Raw genomic sequence first — 25,839 nt, 5'->3', positions numbered from 1 at the left:
AAAGGCGGCACATGACCCCCTCGCGCGCCGTGCAGGCCCCGCCCCGGCCGGCCGGCCCCCGGCCCACCCGGCGCCACGGCGCGCGGTCGACCATCCTCGTCGCCGTCCTCGCCGGCTGCCTGCTCCTCGCCCCCGCCGCGAGCCTGGGCTTCGGCTCCGCGGCGGTGCCCTTCGCCGAGGCCTTCGAGATCCTGGGCTCGAAGCTCTTCGGCATCGGCGACCTGTCGGGCTACGACTCGAGCGTCGTGGCCATCATCTGGCTCAACCGCGTGCCGCGCATCCTCACCGCCATCGCGGTGGGCTGCATCCTGGGCATCAGCGGCGTCGCCATGCAGGCCGTCATCCGCAACCCCCTGGCGGAGCCCTACGTGCTGGGCATCAGCTCCGGTGCGTCGTCCGGCGCCGCCGCGTCGATCATCCTGCTCGGCGCGACCGGTGCCGTCGCCGTGGGCGGGGCCGCCTTCCTGGGCGCCGTCGCCGCGACCGCCCTGGTGCTGTGGCTCGGTTCGGGGCGATCGGGATCCACGCTGCGCCTGGTCCTGGCCGGCGTCGCCATCGGATTCATCTTCCAGGCGGCGACGAACCTCATCATCACCAGCGCGAACGACGCCGAGACCGCGCAGTCCGTCGTCTTCTGGAGCCTGGGTTCGCTGACGCGGCCGCCATGACGACCACCGCCACCCGGTACGTCGGCGCGGCGCGCAGCGCCTTGCCGCCGAACCAGTTGCCGACGAAGAAGGAGAAGCCCGACAGGGTCCAGATGAGGGAGAACGGGCCGGGGCCGAGGCCGAAGAACCGGTCGTAGTACACGGCGATGTACGCCAGCTGCCCCATGAACGCCGCCGTGCGCAGGGAGGAGATGGCCAGCAGCGGCAGCGCCCCCGGTACCCGCGTGGCGATGCGGAAGCGCTCGACGTAGCCGATGCGGGGGCCGTAGGAGACGGTCGCGTCGCCGCCCCGACGCGGCCGCAGCTGCGCCGCCGCGACGACGAGGCACAGCACCGCGGTGGCGACGAGGTCGCCGCGCCATCCCCAGAACATCGCCGGGAACGCCAGCAGCGGGGCGGCGAGCATCGCCGCCAGCGTCGTCGTGGCCGACACCATCGTCGCCGCGCGGCCCGACGTCGCCTCGTCCTCGAACGCGTCGGCCGCCATCGCGGAGATGGCCGGGTTCAGCGTCGCCGTGGCCCCGCCGACGACGAGGCAGAAGACCACCCACGTCCACATCGGGCCGATGACGCCGACCAGGCAGGCCGCGGCGAGGGCGACCATGGAGGCCCCGGCGATCTGGCGGCGCGACAGCCGGTCGATGAGCGGCGCGAAGCCGATGCCGACGATGAGCGCGGCGACGCCGCCGAGACCGCGGAGGACGCCGACGTCCTCCGGCGCGCGCCCGGCCACCTCGCCGATGCCGACGAGGAAGTTGCTGAAGATCGTGAACGGGATGAGCCCCAGCGCCGCCGCCAGCAGCAGCGGCCAGATGGCCAGCACCATCCGGCCGTCCGTCACCTCCGGACCCCCGCGCCCGGTCGCCGCCGCTCCCGCCTGCTCCGCCATCGTCTCCTCCTCCGCCGGGCGCGCCGGGGCCGGCCGGCCCGGACGCGCCGTCATCGGGTGAATGCCGCGCGATTCCCGCCATTCGCGGGAAAACACCGGACGAATGAACTCCGGGGCATGAATTCCCGCGGCATCGCCGGAATGCGGAAGGAATTCCGCTCCGGCATTCGCATGTACCCCGCGGACGATATTGCAGCCGGGCGCCCGCCACCGAACGCGGAACCGCATTAACGGACATATCCCCGAATATCGCGGGGAAATATGCCGCGGCGGGGAACGTCGTCACGCGAACGCCGCGCGGACGCCGCACGCGCGGCGCACGCCCCGCACCGCTCCCCGCGGCGCTACTCCCCGGGCAGGACGACGGAGGACTCGCCGCGGTGCAGCAGCAGCGGGATGTCCGCGACGACGCGCGTCGGCCCGCCCACGGGCGACGACACCTCGACGGCGCCGCCGAAGGCCGCCAGCCGCTCGCGGATGCCGTCGAGCCCATGGCCCGGCACGACGCGGGCGCCGCCCGGGCCGTCGTCGACGACCGACAGGCGCAGCCCCTCCCCCACCGTCACCAGCACGCTGACGCGGGCGCCCGGCGCGTGCTTCGCCGCGTTCGCCAGGCACTCCATGACGAAGAAGTACGCGCACGCCGGCACGCCCTCCGGCAGATCCGGCAGCGCCGACGGGCAGGTGAGGACGACGTCCTGGGCGCCGTGCTCGATGGCGTCCTCCAGCGCCGCCGCCAGCCCCGCGTCCGCCAGGACCTGCGGGTGGATGCCGCGGACCGTCTCGCGCAGCGCCCCCAGGGAGCGCTCGATGCTCGCCTGCGCCTGCTCCAGCAGCGCGGCGACCTCCGGCGCGTCGTCCGGAACGTCCAGGCGCGCCTCCCCGACCTGCATCGCCGCGGCGACGAGGTGCTGCTGCGCGCCGTCGTGCAGGTCGCGCTCGATGCGGCGGCGCTCCACCTCGTAGGCGCGGACGATGGCGCGGCGGGAGTCGACGAGGCGGCCGATCTCCGCCTCGTAGTCCGCCGACGCCCGGCCGGCCGACGCGCCCCGCGCGCCGGCCCTCCTGCCCCGGAAGCTCCATGCCACGGCACCGAGGATAGGGTCCCCCGCGGACCCGGGGGTGGGGCAGGCCCTACCCGAAGACTAGGTTCCGGGCCATGGGAAACGCGCGGCGGACGGAGTGACATGAGGGACATGACCGACACCACGCTTCTCGCCGCCACCGGCCTGACCAAGTCCTTCGGGGCCGAGGCCGCCCTGCGCGGCGTCGACCTCTCCATCGCCCACGGGGAGGCCGTCGCCGTGATGGGCCCCTCCGGCTCCGGCAAGTCCACCCTGCTCACCTGCCTCGCCGGGGTGCAGTCCCCCGACTCCGGCACCGTCGCCTTCGACGGCGCGGACCTCACCGCCATGTCCGACAAGCAGCGCTCCCGGCTGCGGCTGCGGGAGTTCGGCTTCGTCTTCCAGGACGGCCAGCTGCTGCCGGAGCTGCCCGCCCGGGAGAACGTCGCCCTGCCGATGCGCCTGACCGGCACGTCCCGCCGCGACGCGCTCCGCGCCGCCGACGCGATGCTCGACCAGCTCGGCATCGGCGAGCACGCCGCGAAGCTGCCCGGCAACATGTCCGGCGGGCAGGCGCAGCGCGTCGCCGTCGCCCGCGCCGTCGCCGGCCGGCCCCGCATCGTCTTCGCCGACGAGCCCACCGGCGCGCTCGACCAGCAGACCGGCCAGGAGGTCATGCAGCTGCTGACGACGCTGACGCGGATGAACGACGCCGCGCTGGTCATGGTCACCCACGACGCCGGCGTCGCGAACTGGTGCGACCGCCTGGTGGAGATCCGCGACGGCCGCATCCACGCCGACCGGCGCCTGCGCGGGGGCGGTTCCCGATGAGCAACCGCGTCCTCGTCCGCCTGTCCGGCGAACTCGCCGCCGCCCGCATGACCGCCCGCACCGGCGACGGGGTGCTCGCGGTGCTGTCCATCGCCGCGTTCGCCGTCGTCACGCTCATCGCGACGATCACCGCCGCCGGCACCTGGATGCTGGTGGACCGGTGGCAGCATCCGACCGGCCTCGCCGCCGCGGCCGTCGCCGCCGACCACACGGTGGAGCAGGTGCTGCGCGGCTACGTGGTGCTCGCCGCCATCGCGTGCGCGCTGCTGCTGTTCCCGACGGTGAACCTCGCCGCCTCCGCCACGATGCTCGGCGCCCGCTCCCGCGAACGGCGCCTGGCGGCGCTGCGCCTCATCGGCGTCACCCGCGGCGGCGTCTCCCTCCTGGCGTTCCTGGAGGTGATGGTCCAGCTGCTCCTCGGCGTCGTCCTCGGCGGCGCGCTGACCGTGCTGGCCCTCCCCCTGTTCGCCCGCCTGACGCTGCAGGCGATGCCGGTGCGCTACGAGGAGATGGCGATGCCGTGGTGGGGCCATGTCCTCGTCGCCGCCGCCGTCGCCGCGGTCGCCGCCGCCGCGTCCGCCATCAGCATGCTGCGGGTGCGGATCTCCCCGCTCGGCGTCGCCCGCCGCACCGCCCCCGCCGCGCTGCGCTGGTGGCGGCCGCTGCTGCTGGCCGCGATGATCCTCGCCGTCCTCCTCATGCCCGGCGCGGACGAGATGATCGACAGGTCCGGGGCGGTGTTCATGGTGGCCGTCATGGGCGGCACCATCCTCGCCGTGGACCTGGCGATGCCGTGGTTCGTCCAGCTCGCCTCCCGCGTCATCGCGCGGGCGCCGTCGGCGACGGTGTCGTGGGCCGCGCGCCGCGTCGCCATGAACCCCTCGGCGACGTGGCGGCGCATCGGCGGCATCGGCCTGCTCATCCTCGTCGCGTCGTTCTTCGGCCGCATACCCGTCGGCGCGAACCCGGACATGGGCGACGCGGTGGGGACGCTCGTCTCGGCGCTGATGCCCGACCTGCGCACCGGCTTCCTGCTCACCTCCGGCTTCGCCTTCGCCCTGGCGGCGGTGTCCGTGATGGTCAACCAGGCCTCCGCCGCGTTCGAGCGCGCCGACGAGACCCGCGCGCTGCGCCGCATGGGCGTCTCCCCCGGCCGCGCCGTCGCCGTCTCCTGGCTCGAGGCCGCCGGCCCCCTCGCGGGGACGTCCGTCCTCGCCGCGCTGGTCGGCTACGTGCTGGGCACCCCGTTCACGACGGCCGCGGAGGCCCTCAACGAGATGGCCTGGGATCTGGAGCCCATCGCCGGCCCGGCGATCATCGCCGCCGCGCTGTGCGTCGGCATGGTCCTGCTGCTCGCCGCGCTCACCGCGACGCTGCCCATCCAGCGCCGCATCCTGCGCGACGACCGCCGGCGGTAGGGGGTCCGCGCGGGGACCGGGTGGTTCCGCGTATCCGGGTTCGCGGCAGTGCTTTACGACGTCCCCCGCGCCCGCCCGGCGGCCGCTAACCCGCGTTGAGGACGGCGGCCTCCACCGGCTGGTCGACGAGAATCTCGTCGCCGCTGCTCACCACGAGGCCCTTGCCCGGGTGGGTCCGGTACTCGACGGTCCCGTCCTCGCCGCGGTTGAGGGCGACGTCCCAGCCGTCGTCCTCCCGCTCCGACCAGTTCTCGTAGACGTCGCCGGTCTCCTTGGACTCGCCGACGTAGTAGCTGCGGGATTCCTCGACCTTCATGCACTGGGCGACCAGGTAGTCCTCCGTCTCCAGGAGGTAGGTGAAGACGTCGCCGTCGTCGCACCGGGCTCCGGAGTCCTGCCACCCGCCCGAATCCCAGTCATGGGACGGGTCGCCCTGCACGCCGCCGGGGCCGTCCGGGCCGTCGGACGGGCGGGTCGACGACGTCGTCGTCTCCTCCGACGTCGTCCGGGAGGTCGTCGTCCGGGACGTCGTCGTGGCGGTGCGGGACGGGGATGACGACTCAGGCACCGTCGTCGTCGACCGGGTCGTCGACGTCGAGGGCGCGGCGGCGGCGCCGGAGCCGTCGCCGCCCGCCCCGTACGGGGCCCCGCCGTATCCGTCGTCGCGCGGCAGCTCCCACTCGCCGTCGAAGCCGCGCCCCTGCCCGTTGCCGTAGTCGCCCATGCCTCCGATTGTTCCCGACGACGGCCGCGCCACCGGCCCGGATGCCGCCGGAGCCGGTCCATTCACCCCCGAACGGGGAGCCGCGGCACCGCCCGGCGACCTCGGGGTCCGGCCGCGCCGCGGAAGGTCCTCCGCTCCGCGGCCTACGGGTTGCGGCGCGCGGTGAGGCGCACCCCCGGCATCGGCGGCGCCGGGATGCGGTCGAGCTGCGTGCGCGTCGGCTCACCCTCGAAGCCGGGGTAGCCCTCGACGACGCCGTAGCGCTCCGCGCGCCGGTCCTCGTCCTCCCAGTCCTCTCGGGCGCGGCGCACCGACTCCTCGTCGGCGTCGACGAAGTTCCAGAACATCAGCAGGTCCTCGCCGTACGGGTCGCCGGCCAGGAGCATCAGCAGGGCGCCGTCGCCGCCCGCCGTCACGCGGGCGCGTTCGACGACGCCGCCGGAGAAGGCCATCTCCCCCGGGCCCGCCGCCGCGGACGGCCCGGGCGCGGGGACGTCCGGGCCGAACGCCCCGGCGCCTGCGCCGGAGGACCCGTCGCGGGCGCCGTCGGGCCCGCCCGCGCCGCCGGCGCCGGCGTCGCCGCCGGAGCGGGTGCCGTCGTCACGCACAACCGCCTGATCCCCCGCGCCACCTGCGGCGGCGAGCACCGCGGACCCGGAGCCGACGAGGACGGCGACCTCCCGGCCGAGGTCCAGCTCCAGCGTCGCGCCGGGGTCGAGGACGACCTCCGCGGCGACCGCCCGGCGCGGTGCCGGCACCGGGGATGCGCCCCACTCCCCCAGGTCGCCCAGCAGGACGCGCAGCGCGGCGCCGCCGCGGACGACCTGCCGGGTGCGGTGGACGTGGAGGCCCCGGACGTCGCCGCGCTCGTCGGAGGGGTAGCCGACCCACAGCTGGACGCCGTGGAGCTCCGGGCCGTCGGGCCAGGAGTACTCGGAGTGCGCGATGCCGTCGCCGGCGGCCATGAGCACCACGTCGCCGGGGACGACGTCGAGGTGGTTGCCCGCCGAGTCGTCGTGGCGCACCCGGCCGGAGAACAGCCAGCTGCACGTGGCGAGGTGGGTATGCGGGTGCGGGGCGACGTCCATCGCCGGTTCGGCGGGGCCGAAGTGGTCGGCGAAGATGAACGGCCCGACGGAGGTGCGCCGGCGGTGCGGGAGGGTGCGGCGCACGGTCATGGCGCGGTAGCCGCCGAGGAGGACCTCGCGGCCGGCGATCACGTCGAACGTTGTCATGTCACCATGATGTCATGAGGCGAGCTCCGGCACCATTCCCGCCGGTCGGGGGCGATGGACGTAAAAGAATTGCGCTTTTCTCGTCAAAATGCTTTTAGTGACGACGGTCACGATCTATCGTCACGTCAACACCGCCCGGCCCACGGCCCCGGAGGCGGGCGCCCCGCCCGCCGCCCCGGAGCCGCGCCGGACCCCGATAACGGCAGGAGGCCACCCCAGATGACCCCCGAAGCGACCACCCCGACGACCTCCCTCGGCGACCGCGCCCGCACCCGCCTGCGCGGCGCCTCCGACCTCATCCGCGGCCTCGCCCCGGTGACGAAGGCCGGCGTGCTCGGCGCCATGGGCCCCGGCGCCATGGGCCAGGCCGCCGCCTCCGTCTACCGGTGGGACTTCATGCCGTCCGGCCTGCTCGGCATCGCCGCCGGCCGCGACCCCCACCACACCGCCATCATCGACGACGCCGGCTCCGTCACCTACGAGGAGCTGCACGACAACGCCACCCGCCTGGCCCGCGCCCTGCGCCACGGCAACATCCGCCCCCGCATGCGCATCGGCCTGCTGTCGCGCAACCACCGCAACTTCATCACCGTCCTGTGCGCCCACGGCCGCCTGGGCACCGACCTGGTGCTGCTCAACCCGGGCGCCTCCGGCGAGCAGACCAACGCCGTCATCCGCGAGCAGAAGATCGACTTCCTGTTCATCGACGAGGAGTTCACCGGCATCCTCGCCGAGGACTTCGACGTCTGCCCCGTCGCCGTGAACTGGCTGGAGGACTACGACGACGAGTCCTGCGTCCGCCCCGGCTGGACCTCCGTCCGCGAGATGCTGCGCACCTCCCCACCCGCCGACTTCCCGGGCGCGGAGCTGGCCCGCCGCCCCCGCCGCGGCCGCGTCATCGTCCTGACCTCCGGCACCACCGGCACCCCGAAGGGCGCGAAGCGCCCGGAGCCGCGGTCCTGGATGCCGGCGTCGTCCATCATGAGCCGCATCCCGCTGCGCCACCACCGCCCCGCCTACCTGGCGGCCCCGATGTTCCACACGTGGGGCTTCGCGACGGCGCAGCTGGCCATCGCCCTGCGCACCACGATGATCATGCGCCGCCACTTCTGCCCGAAGGAGGCGCTGCGCATCATCGAGCAGCACAAGCCGCACACCATCTTCCTGGTGCCGACGATGCTGCAGCGCATGATGGAGGCCATCGACGGCAACCCGAAGAAGGAGAAGCTCGACGTCTCCTCCCTGAAGGTCATCGCCTCCTGCGGCTCCGCCATCCCGCAGCGCATCGTGGAGCAGACCCTCGACCGCCTGGGCCCGGTGCTCTACAACCAGTACGGCTCCACCGAGGTGTCGTGGGCGACGATCGCGACGCCGGAGGAGCTCGCCGCCTCCCCGACCACCGCGGGCCGCCCGCCGCTGGGCACCCGCCTGGCCATCCGCGACGCGGAGGGCAACGAGGTGCCGCAGGGCCAGGTCGGCCGCATCTTCATCGGCAACAACATGCTGTACGAGGGCTACACCCGCCCCGGCGCCGACCGCGAGATCATCGACGGCATGGTCTCCACCGGCGACCTGGGCTACGTCGACGCCGACGGCCTGCTGTACGTCTCCGGCCGCGAGGACGACATGATCGTCTCCGGCGGCGAGAACGTCTTCCCCCGCGAGACGGAGGACGTGCTGTCGGAGCTCGACGGCATCCGCGAGTGCGCCGTCGTCGGTGTGGAGGACGACCGCTTCGGCCAGGCGCTCGTCGCCTACGTCGTCCGCACCGGCGACGAGGCCGGCGCCGCGCTGACCGACCAGGACATCCGCGCCTACGTCAAGCGCCGCCTGACCCGCTTCAACGTCCCGCGCGAGACGATCCTCCTCGACGAGCTGCCGCGCAACGCCGTCGGCAAGGTCGTGCCGCGCATGCTGCCGAAGCCGCAGGGCGCGCCCGTCGCCGCCGCCTAGGCCGCGCACCGCGAGGCGCCCCGCGGACCGTCACGGTCCGCGGGGCGCCTCGTTGTTCGCGTGACGGCGGACACCGCCCCCCCCGGCCGCGCCGCCACCCCGCGGGGACGGCGTCCGGGGCGCCGCGCGGGCGCCGTCGTCACGCGAAGGGGCGCAGCCCCGACAGGTCCCGGGCGACGACGTAGTTGCGGTCCTCCACGCGGCCCAGCATGTACTCCGGCTCGTAGCCGAACATCGACCAGCGCGTCCGCGCCGACCAGTCCAGCGACTCCCGCGTCGGGGTGCGGTGGAACGTCGTCATCAGGCCGCCGGTGAACACGTCGACCAGCGTGAAACCGCCCGGGTAGCCGACCGACGCGCCGCGCTCGCAGTAGTCCGCGTCGCCCACGTCCGCCGTGCCGCGGCGGGTGCGGTGCGTGTGGCCGGCGAACATCGCCGCCGCCCCCGGCGCTTCCGCGATGGCGGACTGCAGCCGCAGCGACTGGTCCTCCGGCAGGATGAAGCTCTTGCCGCCGATGTTCGAGCGGCCCGCGTCCGACGTCACCGGGTGATGGCCGAACAGCAGCGTCGGCCGGTCCGGGTCCCGCAGCAGCTCCTCGCGCACCGCCTCCAGGTGCGCCTCCGACATGTAGCCGCCGTCCTGGTTCACCCCGTTCGTGTCCACGCCCAGCAGCCGCACGCCCGCGACCTCGCCGGTCCAGTGCGTCTGGCGGGGGCCGGAGACGTGCTCGAACGGGTCGTCCAGCATCTCCGTCCGCTCGTCCGCGATGGCGGGCAGGCCCGGGATGCGGTTGTCGTGGTTGCCGCGGGTGGCGAACCAGTCCCGGTGCATCTCCCCGAACCCGTCCATGATCGACGTGAACTCGTCGACGTCGTGCGGCTGCCCGCCGTCGGTGCAGTCGCCGTTGGCGACCAGCGCGTCGGCGCCCGCCGCCTTCACGCCCTCGATGAGGCCCTCCAGCTGCATCGCCGCGTACTCGCGCTGCCCCGGCGCCTCCCGCAGCGGGCGCCGGCCCGGCGGGGTGAAGGAGTCGTGGGCGGGGCGGCCGATGTGGCTGTCGTTCGTCACCGCGATGCGGGCGATGCGGTCGCCGTGCGGCGGCGTCAGCGTCGTCACCGTCCCCGTCGCCTCCGGGGAACCCGCGCGCCGCGTCGCCAGCAGCGACGGCCGCGCCCGGTGCCCGTCCGACCAGCACTCGAACCGGTACGTGCGGCCCGGCTCCAGCCCGTCGACGACGACGTGGTGGTAGCCCCGCGGCGTCGGATCGTCGTGCACCAGCCGCATCGGCCCGTCGACCGGGCCGAACAGCACCCGCTCCCCCGCCGGCGCCGTGCCCTGCGCCGGGCCCAGCGGCGTGCGCACGCCCCCGCCGTAGGTCGCCCACGTGAACGCCACCGACGTGTCCGTCACCGTCGGCACCTCCAGATCCGCCGCGCGGGCGACGCTGAAGCTGCCGCGCGCGGCGACCGCCGCCAGCGCCCCCGCGCGGGAGGCGGTGATGGAGGCGAACGACGCGACGTTCGCGACGGACTGGGTGGCTCGGCGGGTGAGGCTCATGGTCATGTTCCGGAAAGGTAGGGGCTATGGGTGGCCTGCCCCCAACGATAACGCCACCCTCCGGGGCCCTGCCCGTGAACGTCGCGTGAACGACGGGGCACGCGCACGCGAAAGCGGGGCCGCCCGGCCCGCACGGTGTGGTCCGTGCGGGCCGGGCGGCCCCGCCGTCGTCACGCGCGCGCCGCGCGCACCCGGTGCACCCCGGGGCGCGGGCGGCGCGCGGCCGCTACTTGAGCTCCTTGGAGGACAGGCCCAGGGTGCGGCGGGCGACGACCAGCTGCTGGATCTGCTGGGTGCCCTCGAAGATGTCGAGGATCTTGGAGTCGCGCGACCACTTCTCCAGCAGGGAGCGCTCGGAGTAGCCGTACGCGCCGGCCAGCTCGACGGCCTTCAGGGTCACGTCGGTGCCCGTGCGGCCCGCCTTCGCCTTCGCGGCGGAGGCCTCGAGGGTGTTCGGCTTCTTGTTGTCGGCCATCCACGCGGCGCGCAGCGCCAGCAGGTAGGAGGCCTCCCAGTCGGACTCCAGGCGCACGTACTCGGACGCGGCGGCGGACTGGGCGTACGACGGGGCGTCGTAGTCGATCTCCTCGCCGGCCTCCTCCAGCAGGGAGCGCAGCTCCTCCAGCGCGGCGCGGGAGCAGCCGATGGCCATGCCGGCGACCAGCGGGCGGGTGTTGTCGAACGTCGCCATGGCGCCGGCGAACGACTTCTTCACGTCGATCTCCGGGGTGCCCAGGAGGTTCTCCTTCGGCACGCGGCAGTTGTCGAAGCGGAGCACCGCGGTGTCGGAGGCGCGGATGCCCAGCTTGTGCTCCAGGCGCTCGACGGTGAAGCCCGGCGTGCCCTTGTGGACGACGAAGGACTTGATGGCGGCGCGGCCCTTGGACTTGTCCAGGGTCGCCCACACGACGACGGAGTCGGCGCGCTCGCCGGAGGTGACGAAGATCTTCTCGCCGTTGATGACGTACTCGTCGCCGTCCAGCTTCGCGGTGGTGGACACGGCGGAGGAGTCGGAGCCGAAGCCCGGCTCCGTGATGGCCATGGAGGCCCAGATCTTGCCGAAGCGCTCCAGCTGCTCGTCGGTGGCGACGGCGGCGATGGCGGAGTTGCCCAGGCCCTGGTACGGCAGGGACAGCGTCAGGGCGACGTCGCCCCAGCAGGTCTCGATGACGTTGAGCAGCGACGCCATGTTGCCGCCGTTCTTCACGCCCTCGCGGCGCTTCTTCTTGTCGTCGCCGCGGCCGCCCTTGGCGCCGGAGAAGGCGCGGCCGCCGTCGGCCATGCCCTCCATCATGGAGGCGAGGGTGTCGAGCTCCGTCGGGTAGGCGTGCTCGGCGAGGTCGTACTTGCGGGAGATGGGGCGGAAGATCTCGGAGGCCGCCTGATGGGCCTGGCCGGCACCCGCCTTGAGGAACTTCGGCAGTTCGAGGTTGATCATTGTGGTTCGGTCCTCTGTGTTGCGTTCGATCCGGTGATCGGTGTTCTTCTGGTGGGCGGGTTACAGGACGACGACGCCCTCGGCGACGCCGACGCCGCGGAGGTCGCGGTACCAGCGCTCGACCGGGTGCTCCTTGGTGAAGCCGTGGCCGCCGAGCAGCTGGACGCCGTCGGAGCCGATCTTCATGCCCTTGTCGACGGCGAAGCGCTTCGCCAGGCCGGCCTCGCGGGCGAAGGACAGGCCCTGGTCGGCGCGGGCGGCGCCGCGCAGGGTCAGCATGCGCAGGCCGTCGAGCTCGATCTTGATGTCGGCGACCATGAACGCGACCGCCTGGCGGTGCGAGATGGGCTCGCCGAACGCCTCGCGCTCGTTGACGTAGGGGATGACGTAGTCGAGCACGGCCTGGCCGGTGCCGCACGCCAGCGCGGCCCAGCCCAGGCGGGCGCGGCGGACGACGTCGAGGTAGGCCTCGGAGGCGTCCTCCTCGCCGACGACGTTGTCGGCCGGGACGCGGACGTCCTTGAGGTGCAGGCGGCCCATCGCGGCGGCGCGGAGGCCCATCGACGGGTCTGCCTCGACGTGCAGGCCCTCGGTGTCGGACTCGACGATGACGAGGACGGGCTTGCCCTCGAGCTCGGCGCCGACGATGAAGACCTCGGCGGCGCCGGCGTTCGGCACGAAGGACTTGACGCCGTTGAGCACCAGGTCGGAGCCCTCCTTGACGGCCTTCGTCTCGAGCTTGCGGGCGTCGAACAGCGGGCGCGGCTCGGAGATGACGACGGCGGCGGCCGGGACGTTCTCGCCGGCGAAGGACGGCAGGTAGGTCTTCTGCTGCGCGTCGGAGCCGTGCGCGGTCAGGGTGGCGGCGACGCCGGCCGGGGCGAGCACCGGGACGGCGAGGCCCATGTCGCCGTAGGCGAGGGCCTCGGCGACGAGGGCGTTGGTGGTGACGTCGGCGCCGGTGGCGATGCCCTCGTACTCCTCGGGCACGTTGATGAGCGTGACGCCGAGCTCGGAGGACTCGCCGAGGAGGGTCTCCGGCGGGGCGGCCTTGGCGTCGCAGTCGGCGGCGACGTCGCGCAGGCGGGACTCCGCGAAGTCCTTCACCGTCTCGACGATCATCTGCTGATCCTCGGTCGGCGTGAGGTCGAAGAGCTTCTTGGTCTTCTGCTCCTCCGGGGCCTGCTCGGCGGCGGCCTGCGCCTCGGCGGCCGGGCGGGCGGGCTTGCCGGAGCCCTTGACCTTCTTGAACTGGCGGTTCGCGGCGCCCAGCGTCTTGAAGCCCGTCTTGGTGGACTCGTAGACGACGCGGTCGATCTTCGGCTGGAGGTTGTACTTCTCCGCGAAGTCGGAGCCGGCGATGGTGGTCAGGAAGCGCATCGCCACGCCGGTGGCGTCGAGCTTGGGCTTGTTGCGCCCGACCGTGGAATCCTCGCGATTCTTCTTGTCGCTCATGGGGTTCATGGCCCTTTCGCAGGTGTCGGTGATTGGTCGGCGACCGTCCGGCCGTGTCGCCGACGGTTGTGTTGACGGGATTACGATAACCGCAGAACGTGACGGCCGTCATATCATTTGCCGTTTTCCCCGGGAACCCATGCGCCTGACCCGCGGAAGGGCGCCGCGGGACGCCCTCGGAACACTCCCCCGCGCAGGGTTTTTCGCACATCCCCCGCCAACACCCCGCCCGGCGCCGGAAAAGGGGGTGCCGCAACGGGGGTGACAATATCCGCCGTAAGCCAACGGAACGGAATTCTTGTGTCCGCAATTTCGTTTTCATGACGCCGCAAAACACCCCGTTCGGGTGAGATTTCGGCCGTGGGTACGTGTCACATTTAGGTCAGCCTCGGTTTTCCGGAATACCCTTTCAGGCAGACGGATCGCGGCCCCACACGAAGCCGCCCCGGCTCCGACGCGGCCGTCCAGCGCAGGAAAGGACACCTGACGTGACCCACTCCATCACCCGCCGCGCGGCCCTGCTCTCCGGCGCCGCCATCCTGACCCTCGGCCTCGCCGCGTGCGCGACCGACGACGCCTCCGGCGGCGGGTCCGCCGGCGCCGCGGGCGGCGACGGCGGCGACGGCACCCTCGAGATCTTCGCCACCACCGGCTACCTCGGCGACGCGGTGAAGAACATCGCCCCCGACGCCGACGTCCACGTGATGGTCGGCCCCGGCGGCGACCCGCACACCTACCAGCCGACCACCCAGGACCTGGAGCTGCTGCAGCAGGCCGACCTGGTCGTCTGGACGGGCCTGCACATGGAGGCCCACATGATCTCCGAGCTGGAGGCCCAGGGCGACCGCCAGATCGCCGTCGGCGACAAGCTGCCGGAGGATCAGCTGCTGCCGTGGCCGGAGACGGACGACCAGGGCAACCCGCTGCACGACCCGCACATCTGGAACTCCACGGACAACTGGAAGATGGTCGCCGGCTTCATCTCCGACAAGCTCGGCGAGGTCGACCCGGACAACAAGGACGCCTACGCGGAGAACGCGGAGAAGTTCCAGGGCGAGATCGACGAGGTCGCGGAGTACGTCCAGGGCAAGGTCGACACCATCCCGGAGGAGCAGCGCTACCTCATCACCGGCCATGACGCGTTCAACTACTTCGGCGAGCAGTTCGGCGTCGAGGTGAAGGCCACCGACTTCGTCACCTCCGAGTCCGAGATGACCGCCGCCGACATCAAGGAGCTGGCGAAGTTCATCGCCGAGCACAAGATCCCGGTCATCTTCCAGGACAACCTGCAGAACCCGCAGGCCATCGAGTCCCTGAAGGAGGCCGTCGAGGCGGAGGGCTGGTCCGTCGAGATCTCCGACAAGGAGCTGTACGCCGACTCCCTCGGCGCCGAGGCCCCGACCGACACCTACGTCGGCGTCGTGAAGTACAACGCCGACACGATCGCGGAGGCCCTGGGCAAGTGACCCCCGTCGAAGACCCGGTCCTCTCCGTCCGGAACCTCACCGTCACCTTCGGCGGCCCGCCCGTGCTGCACGACGTCGACGTCGACGTCCCCCGCGGGGCGGTGATGGGCCTGCTGGGCCCGAACGGCGCCGGCAAGTCGACGCTGCTCAACGCCGCGCTCGAGCTGGTGCCCCGCGCCTCCGGGGAGGTCCGGTTCTTCGGCCGCCCGCTGCGCGACGCGCGCCTGCGCATCGCCCACATGCCCCAGACCGCGAAGGTCGACCTCGACTACCCCATCACCGTCGAGGGCGTCGTGCGGATGGGGCTGCACCCCCGGCTCGGCTGGTTCCGCCGGCCGTCCCGGGAGGACCGCGACGCGGTGGAGGAGGCCATCTCCCGCATGCGCCTCGACGACCACCGCCACCACCAGATCTCCGAGCTGTCCGGCGGCCAGCTGAAGCGGACGTTCCTCGCCCGCGTGCTGGCGCAGCGCCCCGAGCTGTACCTGCTGGACGAGCCGTTCGCCGGCGTCGACGTCATCAGCGACCACGTCATCCGCGGCGTGCTGACGGAGCTGGCGGAGTCCGGCTCCACCGCCGTGCTCATCCACCACGACCTGTCGACGGTGCAGGAGGTGTGCTCGCACGTCACCCTGGTCGACAAGACGGTGATCTCCTCCGGGCCCATCGCCGACGCGTTCACGCCGGAGACCGTCAACCGCGCCTACGGCCTCGGCCTCATGGGCGGCCCCGGGGGCGGCGGGCGATGAGCTTCATCGACTTCATCTCCGAGTTCACCTTCCGGCGCACCGTCATCGGCACCGTCATCATCGGCGTCGCCGCCGGCATGCTCGGCTGCCACCTCTACCTGCGGAAGCAGTCGATGCTCGCCGACGTCATCGGCCACTCCGCCGTCGCCGGCGTCATGGCGGCCTTCCTCGTCGCCTCGTGGCTGACGCTCGACGGCCGCTCGATGCTCGCCATCATCCTCGGGGCGCTGGCCTCCGGCGTCCTCGCCGTGCTGCTCACCAACTGGGTCGCCCGCGGCTCGCGCGTCGGCGACGACGCGGCGATGGCCGTCGCCCTCGCCCTGTTCTTCGGCGGCGGCATGGTGCTGCTCAACGTCATCCAGGAGTCCACGCTGCCGGACAAGGGCGGCATCGACTCCCTGATGTTCGGCAACTCCGCGACGCTGACCAACGCCGACAACGTGACGCTCGGCTCCATCGGCGCCGTCGTCGTCGCCGTGGCGCTGCTGGCGCACCGGCCGATGTCGATGCTGCTGTTCGACCCCGCCATGGCGCGGGTGAGCATGGGCGTCCGGCGCGCCGGGGCCGTGTCGGTGGCGCAGACCGCCGTCATCGTCGTGGCGGTGGTGCTGGGCATCAAGGCCGTCGGCCTCATCCTCATCATCGCGTTCGCCGTGTTCCCCGCCGCCGCGGCGCGGCAGTGGACGCGGTCGCTGGGCACGATGATGCCGCTGGCCGCGTTCTTCGGCGCCCTCGGCGGCGTCGCCGGATCCTGGGCGTCGGTGTCCTTCGGCGACCTGCCGACGGGCCCCGTCATCGTCCTGGCGCTCACCCTCATCGTGGCGGTGTCGCTCGTCGCCTCGCCGCGCCGCGGCCTCGTCGCCCGCGCTCTGCGCCGCCGGCGTGCCACGGCCGCCGCCGTCGCGGGCGCCCCGCACCCCGCCGGGGATCCGGGCGCGGCCGCCGCGGCGGTCCCGTCGTCACGCACCGGCGGAGCCGGCGGACGGGAGGGGGCGCGATGAGCTTCCCCATCGCGGTGGCCCTGCTCGCCGCCGTCACCTCCGTCGTCGCGCTGCTGCCCGGCGTGGTGCTGGTGCTGCGCCGGCAGTCGATGCTCACCGACGCCATCGCGCACGCCGTGCTGCCCGGCATCGTCATCGCCGCGATGATCATCGGGGCGGTGAAGTCGCCGCTGCTCATCGTCGGCGCGACCGTCGCCGGCGTGATCGTCGTCGCCGGCACGCAGTGGCTGAGGGACACGGGCCTGGTCGCGGGCGACTCCGCCATCGGCCTGGTGTTCCCGCCGCTGTTCGCCGTCGGCGTCATCCTGCTGACCGCCAACTTCCGCTCCTCCCACCTGTCGGAGCATTCGGTGCTCGTCGGCGACCTCAACCTCGCCGCCTTCGACCGCCTCATCATCGGCGGCTACGACTTCGGGCCGTCGTACATGTGGACGCTCGTCATCGTCGGCCTCGTCACCGGCGGGGTCATGGCGGTGCTGCGCCGGCCGCTGTCGGCCATCACGTTCGACCCCGCGTTCGCGAAGGTCACGGGCGTGAAGGTCGCCGCCGTCAACCAGGTGGTCATGCTGCTGGTGTCGCTCACCGTCGTGGCGTCGTTCCACGTCGCCGGCTCCATCCTGGTCGTCGCGCTGATGATCGTCCCGCCCACCACCGGCCTGCTGGTGACGAAGACGGTCCGCGGCGTCCTCGCCGTGTCCCTGCTGGTCGGCCTCGCCGGCTCGCAGCTGGGCTTCTGGTTCGCGTTCGTCATCGACGCCCCGACGTCGGCGATGATGGCGCTCGTCGACGGCGCCCTGTTCGTCGCGGTCTACGCCGTCGTCCGGCTGGCGGGCCGCCGCCGCGGCAGGCGCGGCGCCGCGGAGGCGGACGCTGCCGCCGGAGCCGGTCCGGACGCCGGCACCGCAGCAGCCGCCGGAGCGGGGTCCCCCGCCGTCGCCTGACGACGCGCCCCGCCGGCGGCGGGCCCGGGATCCGCGCCGCGGGTCCCGGGCCCGCCGCTTATGCCCGCATGACGAGGGTTCACCCGGGGGCAACCCGCGGGCCACCGGCGGGCAACCGCCGGGCCGGACGCGGCCCCTAGCCTGCGGCGCATGCGACGACGGCACGACCACGACCAGTCCCCGCGGCCCCGCCTCCCCCACGACCCCGCCGCGCGGGCGCAGGCGCCGGACTCCCCCTCCGGCCGCCTGTCGCGCCGCGCGATGCTCCTCGGCGGCGCCGGCGTCCTCGGCGGCCTCGCCGCCGCGGCGGTCCCCGCCCGCACGGCCTCCGCGCTGCCGGGCTCCTCCGCCCCGGCGCTGCCCGGCTCCTCCCCCTCGCACCTGGTGGACGGGCTGCGCCACGGGCTCGTCGTCACGGACCTGGAGGTGCCGACGGTGACGGCGACGTCGGTGGCGTTCAGCTGGGCGACCTACGACGGCCCGCACCCGGCCTACGGCGAACTGGCCCCGACGGTCGCCTCCGACACGGAGGTCCGCATGGCCCCGGCCGACGGGGCGGGGCCCGGCGAGGAGCTGCCCGTCGTCCACCGCGGACACGCCGACGGCGGCTACCACTTCGCCGAGATCGGCGGCCTGGAGCCGGGCCGCACCTACCGCTTCGAATGCCGCTCCGGCGGCATCGCGGCGACGCCGGGCCTGTTCACCACGAACCGGCCGTCGCAGCCGGAGTTCTCCGGGGAGGTGACGACGCTGACGCCGCCGCCCGGCGAGCACGTCGCGACCATCGCGCTGCTCAACGACAGCCACGTCGGCGAGCTGGCCCACGGCATCATCGTCGCGGGCTTCCCGCCGCCCATCGAGCAGGCGCCGGGCCGCCCGCCCTTCGCGGAGGTCATGCTGGCCGGCGCGCTGGCGGAGGTGCGGGCCCGCGGCGTCGGCCGGGTGCTCCTCAACGGCGACTGCACCTCGGAGGCCCGCCCCGCGGAGGTCCGCCGCTTCCGGGAGATCATGGACGGCTTCGGCGAGTACGGCGTCGACTGGCACGTCACCCGCGGCAACCACGACCGGCCGCACACCCCGGACTCCGACCCGTCGGCCGGCTACGAGGAGTTCCCGGTGCTGGAGGGCACCGACGACCACCGCGACCCGTGGGGCGAGATGTTCGTGCCCCGGCAGGAGCTGTGGACCACCTCGGTCGGGGGCCTGCGCGTCATCGGCCTGGACTCCTGCACGCTCGATGCGTCCGGCGGGGAGATGGACGACGCGCAGCTCGACGCCCTGGAGGCGGAGCTCGCGGCCGACCCGCACCGGCCGACGCTGCTGCTCGCCCACCACCCCGTGACCGCGGAGGCCGCGTTCACCAACGCCGGCGGCCCCACGTTCACCCTCGATCTGGAGGACTCGCGGCGGCTGCAGGACATCGTCGCCGCGGCGCCGGGCGTGTTCATGGTCGGCGCCGGGCACACCCACCGCGCCAACCGCACGGCGGGCGACGCCGCCGGCTCCGGCGCCGGCGCCGCGGGCGGCGTCGAGTTCCCGGAGATGGGCGCCGTCACCAGCTACCCCGGCGGATACAACCTGCTGCACCTGCACACCGGCGGCTACACGCTGAACTTCCACCGCACCGCGACGCCGGAGGCGCTGGCGTGGACGGCCCGCTCCCGGTGGGCGGCGTTCGGCTTCAACCCGGAGTACCTGCTGGGCGACTGCGCGGAGCGCAACTTCACCGTCGAACGCGACCTCTCCCGCCTCGCCTGACGACGTGCCCCGCCGGCGCAGGCCCCGGGATCCGCGCCGCACGCCCGCCTCGGGCCCGGCGCGGCCGCGGGAAGGCCGCGGACGGGCACCGGGCCGCCGCGCCCGGGGCCGGGGACGGCAACGGGCCCCGCGTCCGGCCATGCGGCCGGGGCGGGGCCCGTCGTCACGCGAACGCGAAGAAGGCGGCTACTCGGAGCGCTCCGGCTTCACGATCGGGAAGAGCACCGTCTCGCGGATGCCCAGGCCCGTCAGGGCCATGAGCAGGCGGTCGATGCCCATGCCGACGCCGGTGGTCGGGGGCATGCCCTGTTCCATGGCGTGGAGGAAGTCCTCGTCCAGCACCATCGCCTCGTCGTCGCCGCCGGCGGCCAGGCGCGCCTGGTCCTCGAAGCGCTCGCGCTGGATGACCGGGTCGACGAGCTCGGAGTAGCCGGTGGCCAGCTCGAAGCCGCGGACGTACAGGTCCCACTTCTCCGTCACGCCCGGCTTGTCGCGGTGCTGGCGGGTCAGCGGGGACGTCTCGACCGGGAAGTCGCGGACGAACACCGGGCCGTCGAGGCGGTCGGCGTTGAGGTGCTCCCACAGCTCTTCGACGAGCTTGCCGTGGCCCCAGCCGCCCTTCTCCGGGACCTCCAGGCCCACCGCGTCGGCGATGGCCTTGAGCTCCTCGACGGTGGAGTCGACGGTGACCTCCGGCTGGTCCGGGTAGTCGCGGGCGAGGGCCTCGTTGAGCGACGGGTACATCTCCATCGTCTCCCACTCGCCGCCGAAGTCGTACTCCGTGCCGTCGGCCAGCGTCACGGTCAGCGTGCCGAACACGGCGGCGCAGACCTCCTGGATGACCTCGCGGATGGTGCGGGCGGAGTCGTCGTAGGTGCCGTAGGCCTCGTAGTACTCCAGCATCGCGAACTCCGGGGAGTGGGAGGAGTCGATGCCCTCGTTGCGGAAGTTGCGGTTGATCTCGAAGACCTTCTCCAGGCCGCCGACGACGCAGCGCTTCAGGTACAGCTCCGGCGCGATGCGCAGGTACAGGTCGATGTCCAGGGCGTTGGAGCGGGTGACGAACGGGCGGGCCGCGGCGCCGCCGTGCAGCGTCTGCAGCATCGGCGTCTCCACCTCCAGGAAGCCGCGGCGCTCCAGCGCGTGGCGCAGCTCGCGGATGACCGCGATGCGGTTCAGCGCGTTCTGGCGGGCGGCCGGGCGCATGATGAGGTCGGTGTAGCGGTGGCGGACGCGGGTGTCCTCGCTCATCTCCTTGTGCGCCACCGGCAGGGGGCGCAGGGACTTCGAGGCCATCGCCCACGACGTCGCCATGACGGACAGCTCGCCGCGGCGGGACTTGATGACGCGGCCGGTGACCATGACGAAGTCGCCCAGGTCGACGTCGGCCTTCCACGCCGCGAGGCGGTCCTCGCCGACCTCCTTCAGCGACAGCATGGCCTGCAGCTGGGTGCCGTCGCCCTCCTGCAGGGTGGCGAAGCACAGCTTGCCGGTGTTGCGCACGAAGATGACGCGGCCGGCGACCGTGACGACGTCGTCGGTCTCCTCGCCGGTCTCCAGGTGGCCCCAGTGGCCGCGGACGTCGGCGAGCGTGTGGGTGCGGGGCACCTCCACCGGGTACGGGTCGCCGCCGGCCTCCAGCAGGCGACCGCGCTTCTCCCGGCGGATGCGCAGCTGCTCGGGCAGGTCGTCGGCGGGGGTCTTGGCGTCGGTGTTCTTCGTGTCGGTCACGGGGAACAGGGTAGCCGACGGGGCGGGGCCCGCAGGACGGGGCCGGGAGCTGCGCGGATGCGGGTGCGCGCGTCGCGTTGCGACGGGTGCCGCGCGGCGCGGACGGCTCCCCCGCCGCCCGCTACTGCCCGGCCTGCCGGTAGCCGCGGCGCAGATCGTCGACGATGCGCGGGTGCGCCAGCGTCGTCGGCTCGAGGTCGCGGCGGGCGTCGTCGGCGCCGAACGCCATCGACGCCTCCGCGATGGCGGGGGTGAGGAACCGCATCTCCGGGCCGGGGTCGCCGCCGGCGAAGCGGGGGTACTCGACGGGGACGGGCACGCCGTCGCGGGCGGCGAGGGTGAAGCCCCAGTCGCCGAACGTCGGCACGTGCACGTGGTACGGGGTGACGCCCCAGCCGGCGGCCTCGACGGTGTTCACGGTGCGCCAGTACGCGTCGGGCGTGGAGAACGGGGAGCCCGACTGCACGACCAGGCGGCCGTGCGGGGCGGTGACCTTGCGGATCATCCCGTACATCTCCTCCGAGTACAGCCGCGCCAGCACGGCGGAGTCGGGGTCGGGCAGGTCGACGTAGACGGCGTCGAACCCGCCGGCGGGGACGTCGCCGGCGCCGGGGGCGGCCTCGCGCAGCCACGCGAACGCGTCGTCGACGCGCACCGTGACGCGCGGGTCGTCGAGGCTGCCGCCGTTGTCCTCCCGCAGCTCCGTGCGGGCCAGCTCGATGACGGCGGGGTCGAGCTCCACCTGCACGATGCGCTCCATGCCCGGCACGGTGAGCAGGTCGCGGGCGGCGAGCCCGTCGCCGCCGCCGAGCACCAGCGCCGTGCGGGTCTCCGGGGTGACGGCGGGGAAGACGAGGGATTCGGTGTAGCGGTGCTCGTCGCGCGTGGAGTACTGCAGGCCGCCGTCGAGGTACAGGCGGCGGTCCGCGCCGTCGCGCGTGACGACGATGTCCTGGTACCTCGACGCCTCCGCGTGCACGACGGGGGCGGCGTACAGGCGCTGGCGGACGGTGACCTCCACGTCCCGGGCCTTCACCAGCAGCGCCGTCAGCGCCGTCGCCGCGACCAGGAGCATCGCGACGGCGGCGAGCAGGGCCCGCCGGCCGGCGATGCCGCGCAGCAGCACCACGCCGATGAACAGGGCGGCCGCGACGTTGACCAGGCCGGTGGCGGCGGTGGCGCGCAGCAGCCCCAGCTGCGGCAGCAGCAGGAACGGCCACGCCAGGCCGCCGAGCAGGGCGCCGAGGTAGTCGGCGGCGTTGAGGTTGGCCAGCACGCGGCCGGAGTCCTCGGCGCTGGCGCTGACGCCGCGCTGCAGCAGCGTCATCAGCAGCGGCACCTCGGCGCCGACGAGGACGCCGATGAGCAGCGTCGACAGCGTCAAAGGCGCCAGGGCATCGCCGGTGATCGCGAAGACGGCGTACAGGGCGGAGGCCGACAGGCCGCCGATCAGGCCGAGCGTCGCCTCCACCAGCAGGAACGACGATGCGGCGCGGGCGACCAGCGGCTTGGCCGCCAGGGCGCCGAGGCCGAGGGCCGCGACGTAGCCGGCGACGATGACGGACGTGGCGACGACGTCGCCGCGGCCCAGCGACGCCGCCAGCGCGAGCAGCGCCAGCTCGTAGATCAGGCCGCAGGCGGCGCAGGCCGCGACCGCGGCGAGCAGCAGGGCGCGCCACGGGCCGGGGGGGACGCCGGGGACCGGGGCGTCGTCACGCGACGCGCCGGACGCGGGCGCTGCGGCGGGTGCGGTGGCGGGTGCGGCGGGTGCGGCTCCGGGGGCGTCGTCGCGCGGCTGCCCGGCGCTCACTCCGCGGACCCGGCGGTGCCGCCGTACGGGGACGACAGGACGGTGACCTCGCCCGGCAGGACGGTACGGCCGACGGAGACCTCCCAGCCGGAGTCCCGCGACCAGCGCTCCAGGCCCAGCAGGCGGCCGTCGTCGGAGCGGTAGTCGACGTAGTCGACCGGGCCCTCCGGCGGCAGGCCGGTGGTGCCCTTCGACGTGTAGCGGGCGGTGCCGCGCTCCTGCTCGCGGTAGACGACGCCGTCGATCTCGATCTCCGGGTCATCGGACACGGGCACGCCGGGGCGGCGGCGCCACCAGGTGATGATGACCTCGCCCTCGTCCTCCTCCACGCCGAACCAGGAGCCGTCGGCGCCGCCGTCGAGCAGGTGCTCGAACCAGCGGAACGGGCCCTCCGCGATGACGAGGGAGCCGCGGATGACGTGGTTCACGCCGCCGTGGGAAATGACGGCGCCGGGCCCGAGGGACTCGGGGCCGAAGCGGCGGTAGGTGTCGTCGTCCAGCAGCGGGTCGCGGTAGGCCGGGCCGGTGTCGCCGATGTCCTCCTTCGACGGGGTGGCGCGGCGGCGCAGCCAGAACGCGACGGCGATGGCGACGGCGGCGATGACGAGCAGCAGGACGATGACGGAGGCCGGGTCCATGGGGTCCGCCTTTCGGGGTCGGGGTGGATGGCGGGGCCGGCGGCCGCCTCGCGGGCGGCGCCGGGCCGCCCGGGTCAGGACAGCGCGATGGCGTTGACGGCGCCGACGGCGACCATCGTGGTCGCCGCCAGCATGGCGCGCGGCTGCAGCCGGGCGTCCATGACGACGTCGCGGAAGCGGCCCGGGATGAGCAGCTCCATGATGATGAGCGCGACGGCCTGCAGCACGATGCCGATGGCGCCGTAGATGAGCGTCTCCGTCACGCCGACCAGCAGCCGGTCGTCGGCCGCCCGGACGACGGAGGCGATGATGAGCACCAGCGCGATCTGCTGGGCGCACGCCAGCGTGGCCGCGCCGGCGCGGTTGTCCACGAACACGAGGTCGCGGAGTTTGCCGGGGGTCAGCAGGTCCAGGACGACGAAGCCGACGATGAGGACGGCCGCGCCGGCGACGAAGTACATGAGCGTCGCGGGGACGCCGACGGCCAGCTGCTCGGTGAGGGTCTGCGCGAGGATCATCGGTGCGCCTTTCGGTCGGTGCGGTCGGTGGTGCCGGTGCGGTCGGTCGTGTCGGCGCCGGCTGCGGGGCCGGCGGAGTCGGTGCGGCGGGGCCGGGCGCCGGCGGTTCCGGCGCCTCCAGCGGCCGGGGCGGCCGGGGGCGCGGTCACTTCGCTCCCCCGAATCCGCCGGAGGAGCCGCCGGAGGACGACGACGGCGACGACGGGCCGAAGCCCGGGCCCAGGTAGACGAAGTGGCCGCCGCCGAAACTCGAGCCGCGGTCCTCCGACGTGATGGTGCACGTGCCGTCCTTCATGCCCACCTCCGTGAGGCGGTCGCCCTCGCGCAGGTAGGCGCGTCCGGCGTCCTCCGCGTAGGCGTCCGGCTTCAGGTCGTCGCGCAGCTTCCTGCCGACGGCGATCGGGTCCTGCGGACTGCAGTCCCACGTCCGGGACGTCACCTCCCGGTAGTTGTCGTCCAGGTAGTTCGGCGTGCGGTTCTGCAGCCCGACGACGCCTCCGATCAGCATCACGGTGCCGACGATGCAGGCGAGAATGCCTCCGACGAGCATGTTCATGTTCATCGGGCGTTCCTTCCGTCATGGTGGGCGGGGCCGGCGGGCCAGGCGCCGGAGGTCTCCACGACCTCCCCGCCGCCGCCCGCCGCCGGGTACAGGTGCCAGGTGCGCCACCGGTATCCGCCCGGGCGGGCCTCGCCCGCCACGGCGGTCAGGGCATCCGGGGAGCCGGGGAACCCGGCGACGAGCATGGCGGCCGTCTCGCCGTCGTCACGCGTCGCCGCCTGCTCCGCGCGATCCCGCAGACTCCGCGCCACCTGCGCGAACTCCACCTCATCGAGGACGCGGACGCGGGCGGGGAACCCGGCCACGGCGGCGTCGGCCAGCGCGACGCCGCCCGGCGCGGCGCACGACACCTCCTCCACGAACGCGGGGGCAGCTGCGTCGCCGGCGTGGACGGCGTGGGAGGCGCCGAGCACCGCCAGCGTCAGCGGCGGCAGGCCCGGCGCGCGGACCACCGCGGAGACCAGCGGCTCCGGCACCGGCCCGCCGACGCGGACGCGGAGCTGATCGGCGCGGACGTCGAGGAAGGCGACGTCGAGGGCGACGGCGGTCATCGGCCGCCCCCGTTCGACGGACGGCCCGCGTCCGGGTCCCCGAGGAACGGCGCCGACGCGCCGGCGTCGCCCTGACCGACGTCGCCGCCGTGGACGACGCCGGTCGACGTCGTCGCGCCGCCGTAGCCGCCGGTGCCCTGCTTCGGCGCCGGGTAGACGGTGAAATCGCCGCGGTACGCCGCCTCGCCGAACGACGCCTCCCAGGCCGACTCCTCCGCCCACTTCTCCAGGCCGAGCAGCTTGTGCCGCTCCTCCCGCGCCGCGTAATCGACGTAGCGCATCACGCCCTCCGGCGGCAGGCCGGTGGTGCCGACGCTGCGGTACCCCGCCCGGCCGCGCTCGTGCTCGCGGTACGTGAGGCCGGACAGGACGACCTCCGCGTCATCGGGGACGGGCGCGCCGCGGTGGCGCCGCCACATCGACAGCTGCAGGCCGAGGTCCTCGTCGACCTCGACGCCCAGCCACGTGCCGGGCTCGCCGCCGTCGAGCAGATGCTCGTACCAGCGGTAGCTGCCCTCGCTGAGGTGGATGGAGCCGCGGACGACGTACTCCACGCCGTGGTGGACGACGACGGCGCCCGGGGCCAGGAACTCCGGCCCGAACATCTCGTCGTCGCGGCTGAACTCCGAGCCCGGCGCCGGCCCCTCGGTCATCGAGCCCTCCGCCGCCCGGTTGGCGCGGGAGATCGCGGTGAAGATGAGGACGATGCCCATGATCAGGAGGACGCAGCCGATGATGAGCAGGAGAACGGGACCGAACACGGCTCCTCCCTTCCCGTCCGGCGCCGGCGCGCGGACATCATCCGGCGGGCGCCGGTGGCGGTGACTGTCCTCACAAGGGTGGCATGACCCCGCACGGAGGTCAACGGATTCGGCGGATGA

At 73.8% G+C, this 25,839-nt stretch carries 23 protein-coding genes; 9 read left to right on the top strand and 14 right to left on the bottom strand.

From position 1 onward, the window contains the following. The first annotated feature begins 11 nt into the window (after positions 1-11). A complete protein-coding gene (locus QQS41_RS11050) occupies positions 12-668 on the top strand; it encodes a FecCD family ABC transporter permease (protein WP_448852777.1) in 657 nt (218 codons plus the stop codon). Here QQS41_RS11050 and QQS41_RS11045 read toward each other — a convergent pair. Together QQS41_RS11045 and QQS41_RS11040 are read right to left on the bottom strand one after the other, a co-directional pair. Next, entirely contained in the window at positions 592-1,557 is a 966-nt protein-coding gene (locus QQS41_RS11045; RefSeq protein ID WP_448852776.1) for an MFS transporter, read from the bottom strand. The genes QQS41_RS11050 and QQS41_RS11045 overlap by 77 nt on opposite strands. 344 nt (positions 1,558-1,901) lie before the next feature. Then, the gene (locus QQS41_RS11040) at positions 1,902-2,645 is read right to left on the bottom strand and encodes a sensor histidine kinase (protein ID WP_448852775.1); all 744 of its coding nucleotides are present in this window, start codon (positions 2,643-2,645) and stop codon (positions 1,902-1,904) included. 108 nt (positions 2,646-2,753) lie between these two features. On the opposite strand from QQS41_RS11040, the gene QQS41_RS11035 reads away from it, so the two are divergent. Both QQS41_RS11035 and QQS41_RS11030 read left to right on the top strand, forming a co-directional pair. Next, the gene (locus QQS41_RS11035) at positions 2,754-3,452 is read left to right on the top strand and encodes an ABC transporter ATP-binding protein (protein WP_448852774.1); all 699 of its coding nucleotides are present in this window, start codon (positions 2,754-2,756) and stop codon (positions 3,450-3,452) included. Beyond that, a complete protein-coding gene (locus QQS41_RS11030) occupies positions 3,449-4,870 on the top strand; it encodes an FtsX-like permease family protein (protein WP_448852773.1) in 1,422 nt (473 codons plus the stop codon). The genes QQS41_RS11035 and QQS41_RS11030 overlap by 4 nt, the downstream gene beginning before the upstream one ends. 85 nt (positions 4,871-4,955) lie before the next feature. On the opposite strand, the gene QQS41_RS11025 is transcribed toward QQS41_RS11030, so the two are convergent. Together QQS41_RS11025 and QQS41_RS11020 are read right to left on the bottom strand one after the other, a co-directional pair. Beyond that, on the bottom strand, positions 4,956-5,594 hold the full coding sequence (locus QQS41_RS11025) for a hypothetical protein (protein ID WP_448852772.1): 639 nt from the start codon (positions 5,592-5,594) through the stop codon (positions 4,956-4,958). Positions 5,595-5,737: 143 nt separating this feature from the next. Next, positions 5,738-6,829, bottom strand: coding sequence for a pirin family protein (locus tag QQS41_RS11020; RefSeq protein WP_448852771.1), 1,092 nt, complete (start codon positions 6,827-6,829; stop codon positions 5,738-5,740). 219 nt (positions 6,830-7,048) lie between these two features. Here QQS41_RS11020 and QQS41_RS11015 point away from each other — a divergent pair, with 219 nt between their 5' ends. After that, positions 7,049-8,782: an AMP-binding protein gene (locus tag QQS41_RS11015; RefSeq protein ID WP_448852770.1), complete on the top strand. Its 1,734-nt coding sequence runs from the start codon at positions 7,049-7,051 to the stop codon at positions 8,780-8,782. Positions 8,783-8,921: 139 nt separating this feature from the next. Here the strand turns inward: QQS41_RS11015 and QQS41_RS11010 are convergent, their stop codons facing one another. The 3 genes from QQS41_RS11010 to QQS41_RS11000 all read right to left on the bottom strand — a co-directional run bounded on the left by QQS41_RS11010 (position 8,922) and on the right by QQS41_RS11000 (position 13,233). Beyond that, entirely contained in the window at positions 8,922-10,346 is a 1,425-nt protein-coding gene (locus QQS41_RS11010) for a metallophosphoesterase (RefSeq protein WP_448852769.1), read from the bottom strand. A 220-nt stretch (positions 10,347-10,566) separates the two neighbouring features. Then, a complete protein-coding gene (locus tag QQS41_RS11005) occupies positions 10,567-11,778 on the bottom strand; it encodes an acyl-CoA dehydrogenase family protein (RefSeq protein WP_448852768.1) in 1,212 nt (403 codons plus the stop codon). Between the two features lie 60 nt (positions 11,779-11,838). After that, positions 11,839-13,233 (bottom strand): acyl-CoA dehydrogenase family protein, encoded by a 1,395-nt coding sequence (locus QQS41_RS11000; protein WP_448852767.1) that lies wholly within the window; start codon positions 13,231-13,233, stop codon positions 11,839-11,841. A 488-nt stretch (positions 13,234-13,721) separates the two neighbouring features. Between QQS41_RS11000 and QQS41_RS10995 the strand changes: the two genes are divergently transcribed. The 5 genes from QQS41_RS10995 (at position 13,722) to QQS41_RS10975 (ending at position 19,148) form a co-directional block, all read left to right on the top strand. Next, positions 13,722-14,699 carry a metal ABC transporter solute-binding protein, Zn/Mn family gene (locus QQS41_RS10995; protein WP_448852766.1) on the top strand — a complete coding sequence of 326 codons (978 nt, stop codon included), beginning with the start codon at positions 13,722-13,724 and terminating at the stop codon, positions 14,697-14,699. Then, positions 14,696-15,448 (top strand): metal ABC transporter ATP-binding protein, encoded by a 753-nt coding sequence (locus QQS41_RS10990; protein WP_448852765.1) that lies wholly within the window; start codon positions 14,696-14,698, stop codon positions 15,446-15,448. The genes QQS41_RS10995 and QQS41_RS10990 overlap by 4 nt, the downstream gene beginning before the upstream one ends. After that, positions 15,445-16,449 (top strand): metal ABC transporter permease, encoded by a 1,005-nt coding sequence (locus tag QQS41_RS10985; RefSeq protein ID WP_448852764.1) that lies wholly within the window; start codon positions 15,445-15,447, stop codon positions 16,447-16,449. The genes QQS41_RS10990 and QQS41_RS10985 overlap by 4 nt, the downstream gene beginning before the upstream one ends. Beyond that, the gene (locus tag QQS41_RS10980; RefSeq protein ID WP_448852763.1) at positions 16,446-17,390 is read left to right on the top strand and encodes a metal ABC transporter permease; all 945 of its coding nucleotides are present in this window, start codon (positions 16,446-16,448) and stop codon (positions 17,388-17,390) included. Before QQS41_RS10985 ends, QQS41_RS10980 begins: the two co-directional genes overlap by 4 nt. Before the next feature lie 150 nt (positions 17,391-17,540). Next, entirely contained in the window at positions 17,541-19,148 is a 1,608-nt protein-coding gene (locus QQS41_RS10975) for a metallophosphoesterase family protein (protein WP_448852762.1), read from the top strand. Between the two features lie 186 nt (positions 19,149-19,334). Here the strand turns inward: QQS41_RS10975 and lysS are convergent, their stop codons facing one another. The 7 genes from lysS to QQS41_RS10940 all read right to left on the bottom strand — a co-directional run bounded on the left by lysS (position 19,335) and on the right by QQS41_RS10940 (position 25,719). Beyond that, on the bottom strand, positions 19,335-20,879 hold the full coding sequence (gene lysS / locus QQS41_RS10970; RefSeq protein WP_448852761.1) for a lysine--tRNA ligase: 1,545 nt from the start codon (positions 20,877-20,879) through the stop codon (positions 19,335-19,337). A 121-nt stretch (positions 20,880-21,000) separates the two neighbouring features. Beyond that, a complete protein-coding gene (locus QQS41_RS10965; RefSeq protein WP_448852760.1) occupies positions 21,001-22,689 on the bottom strand; it encodes a polyamine aminopropyltransferase in 1,689 nt (562 codons plus the stop codon). Continuing rightward, positions 22,686-23,327, bottom strand: coding sequence for a DUF4178 domain-containing protein (locus QQS41_RS10960; RefSeq protein WP_448852759.1), 642 nt, complete (start codon positions 23,325-23,327; stop codon positions 22,686-22,688). The genes QQS41_RS10965 and QQS41_RS10960 overlap by 4 nt, the downstream gene beginning before the upstream one ends. A 74-nt stretch (positions 23,328-23,401) precedes the next feature. Beyond that, the gene (locus QQS41_RS10955) at positions 23,402-23,845 is read right to left on the bottom strand and encodes a DUF350 domain-containing protein (RefSeq protein ID WP_448852758.1); all 444 of its coding nucleotides are present in this window, start codon (positions 23,843-23,845) and stop codon (positions 23,402-23,404) included. Positions 23,846-23,990: 145 nt separating this feature from the next. Further along, complete coding sequence (locus QQS41_RS10950; RefSeq protein WP_448852757.1) at positions 23,991-24,407, bottom strand: DUF4247 domain-containing protein; 417 nt, start codon at positions 24,405-24,407, stop codon at positions 23,991-23,993. Further along, a complete protein-coding gene (locus QQS41_RS10945) occupies positions 24,404-24,958 on the bottom strand; it encodes a DUF2617 family protein (protein WP_448852756.1) in 555 nt (184 codons plus the stop codon). Before QQS41_RS10945 ends, QQS41_RS10950 begins: the two co-directional genes overlap by 4 nt. Then, on the bottom strand, positions 24,955-25,719 hold the full coding sequence (locus QQS41_RS10940; protein WP_448852755.1) for a DUF4178 domain-containing protein: 765 nt from the start codon (positions 25,717-25,719) through the stop codon (positions 24,955-24,957). The genes QQS41_RS10945 and QQS41_RS10940 overlap by 4 nt, the downstream gene beginning before the upstream one ends. Positions 25,720-25,839 lie beyond the last annotated feature (120 nt).

Source organism: Corynebacterium sp. 335C, from assembly GCF_053525695.1.
Note: the sequence above shows the minus strand (reverse complement) of the source record. Positions and strands in the feature narration are given on the sequence as shown.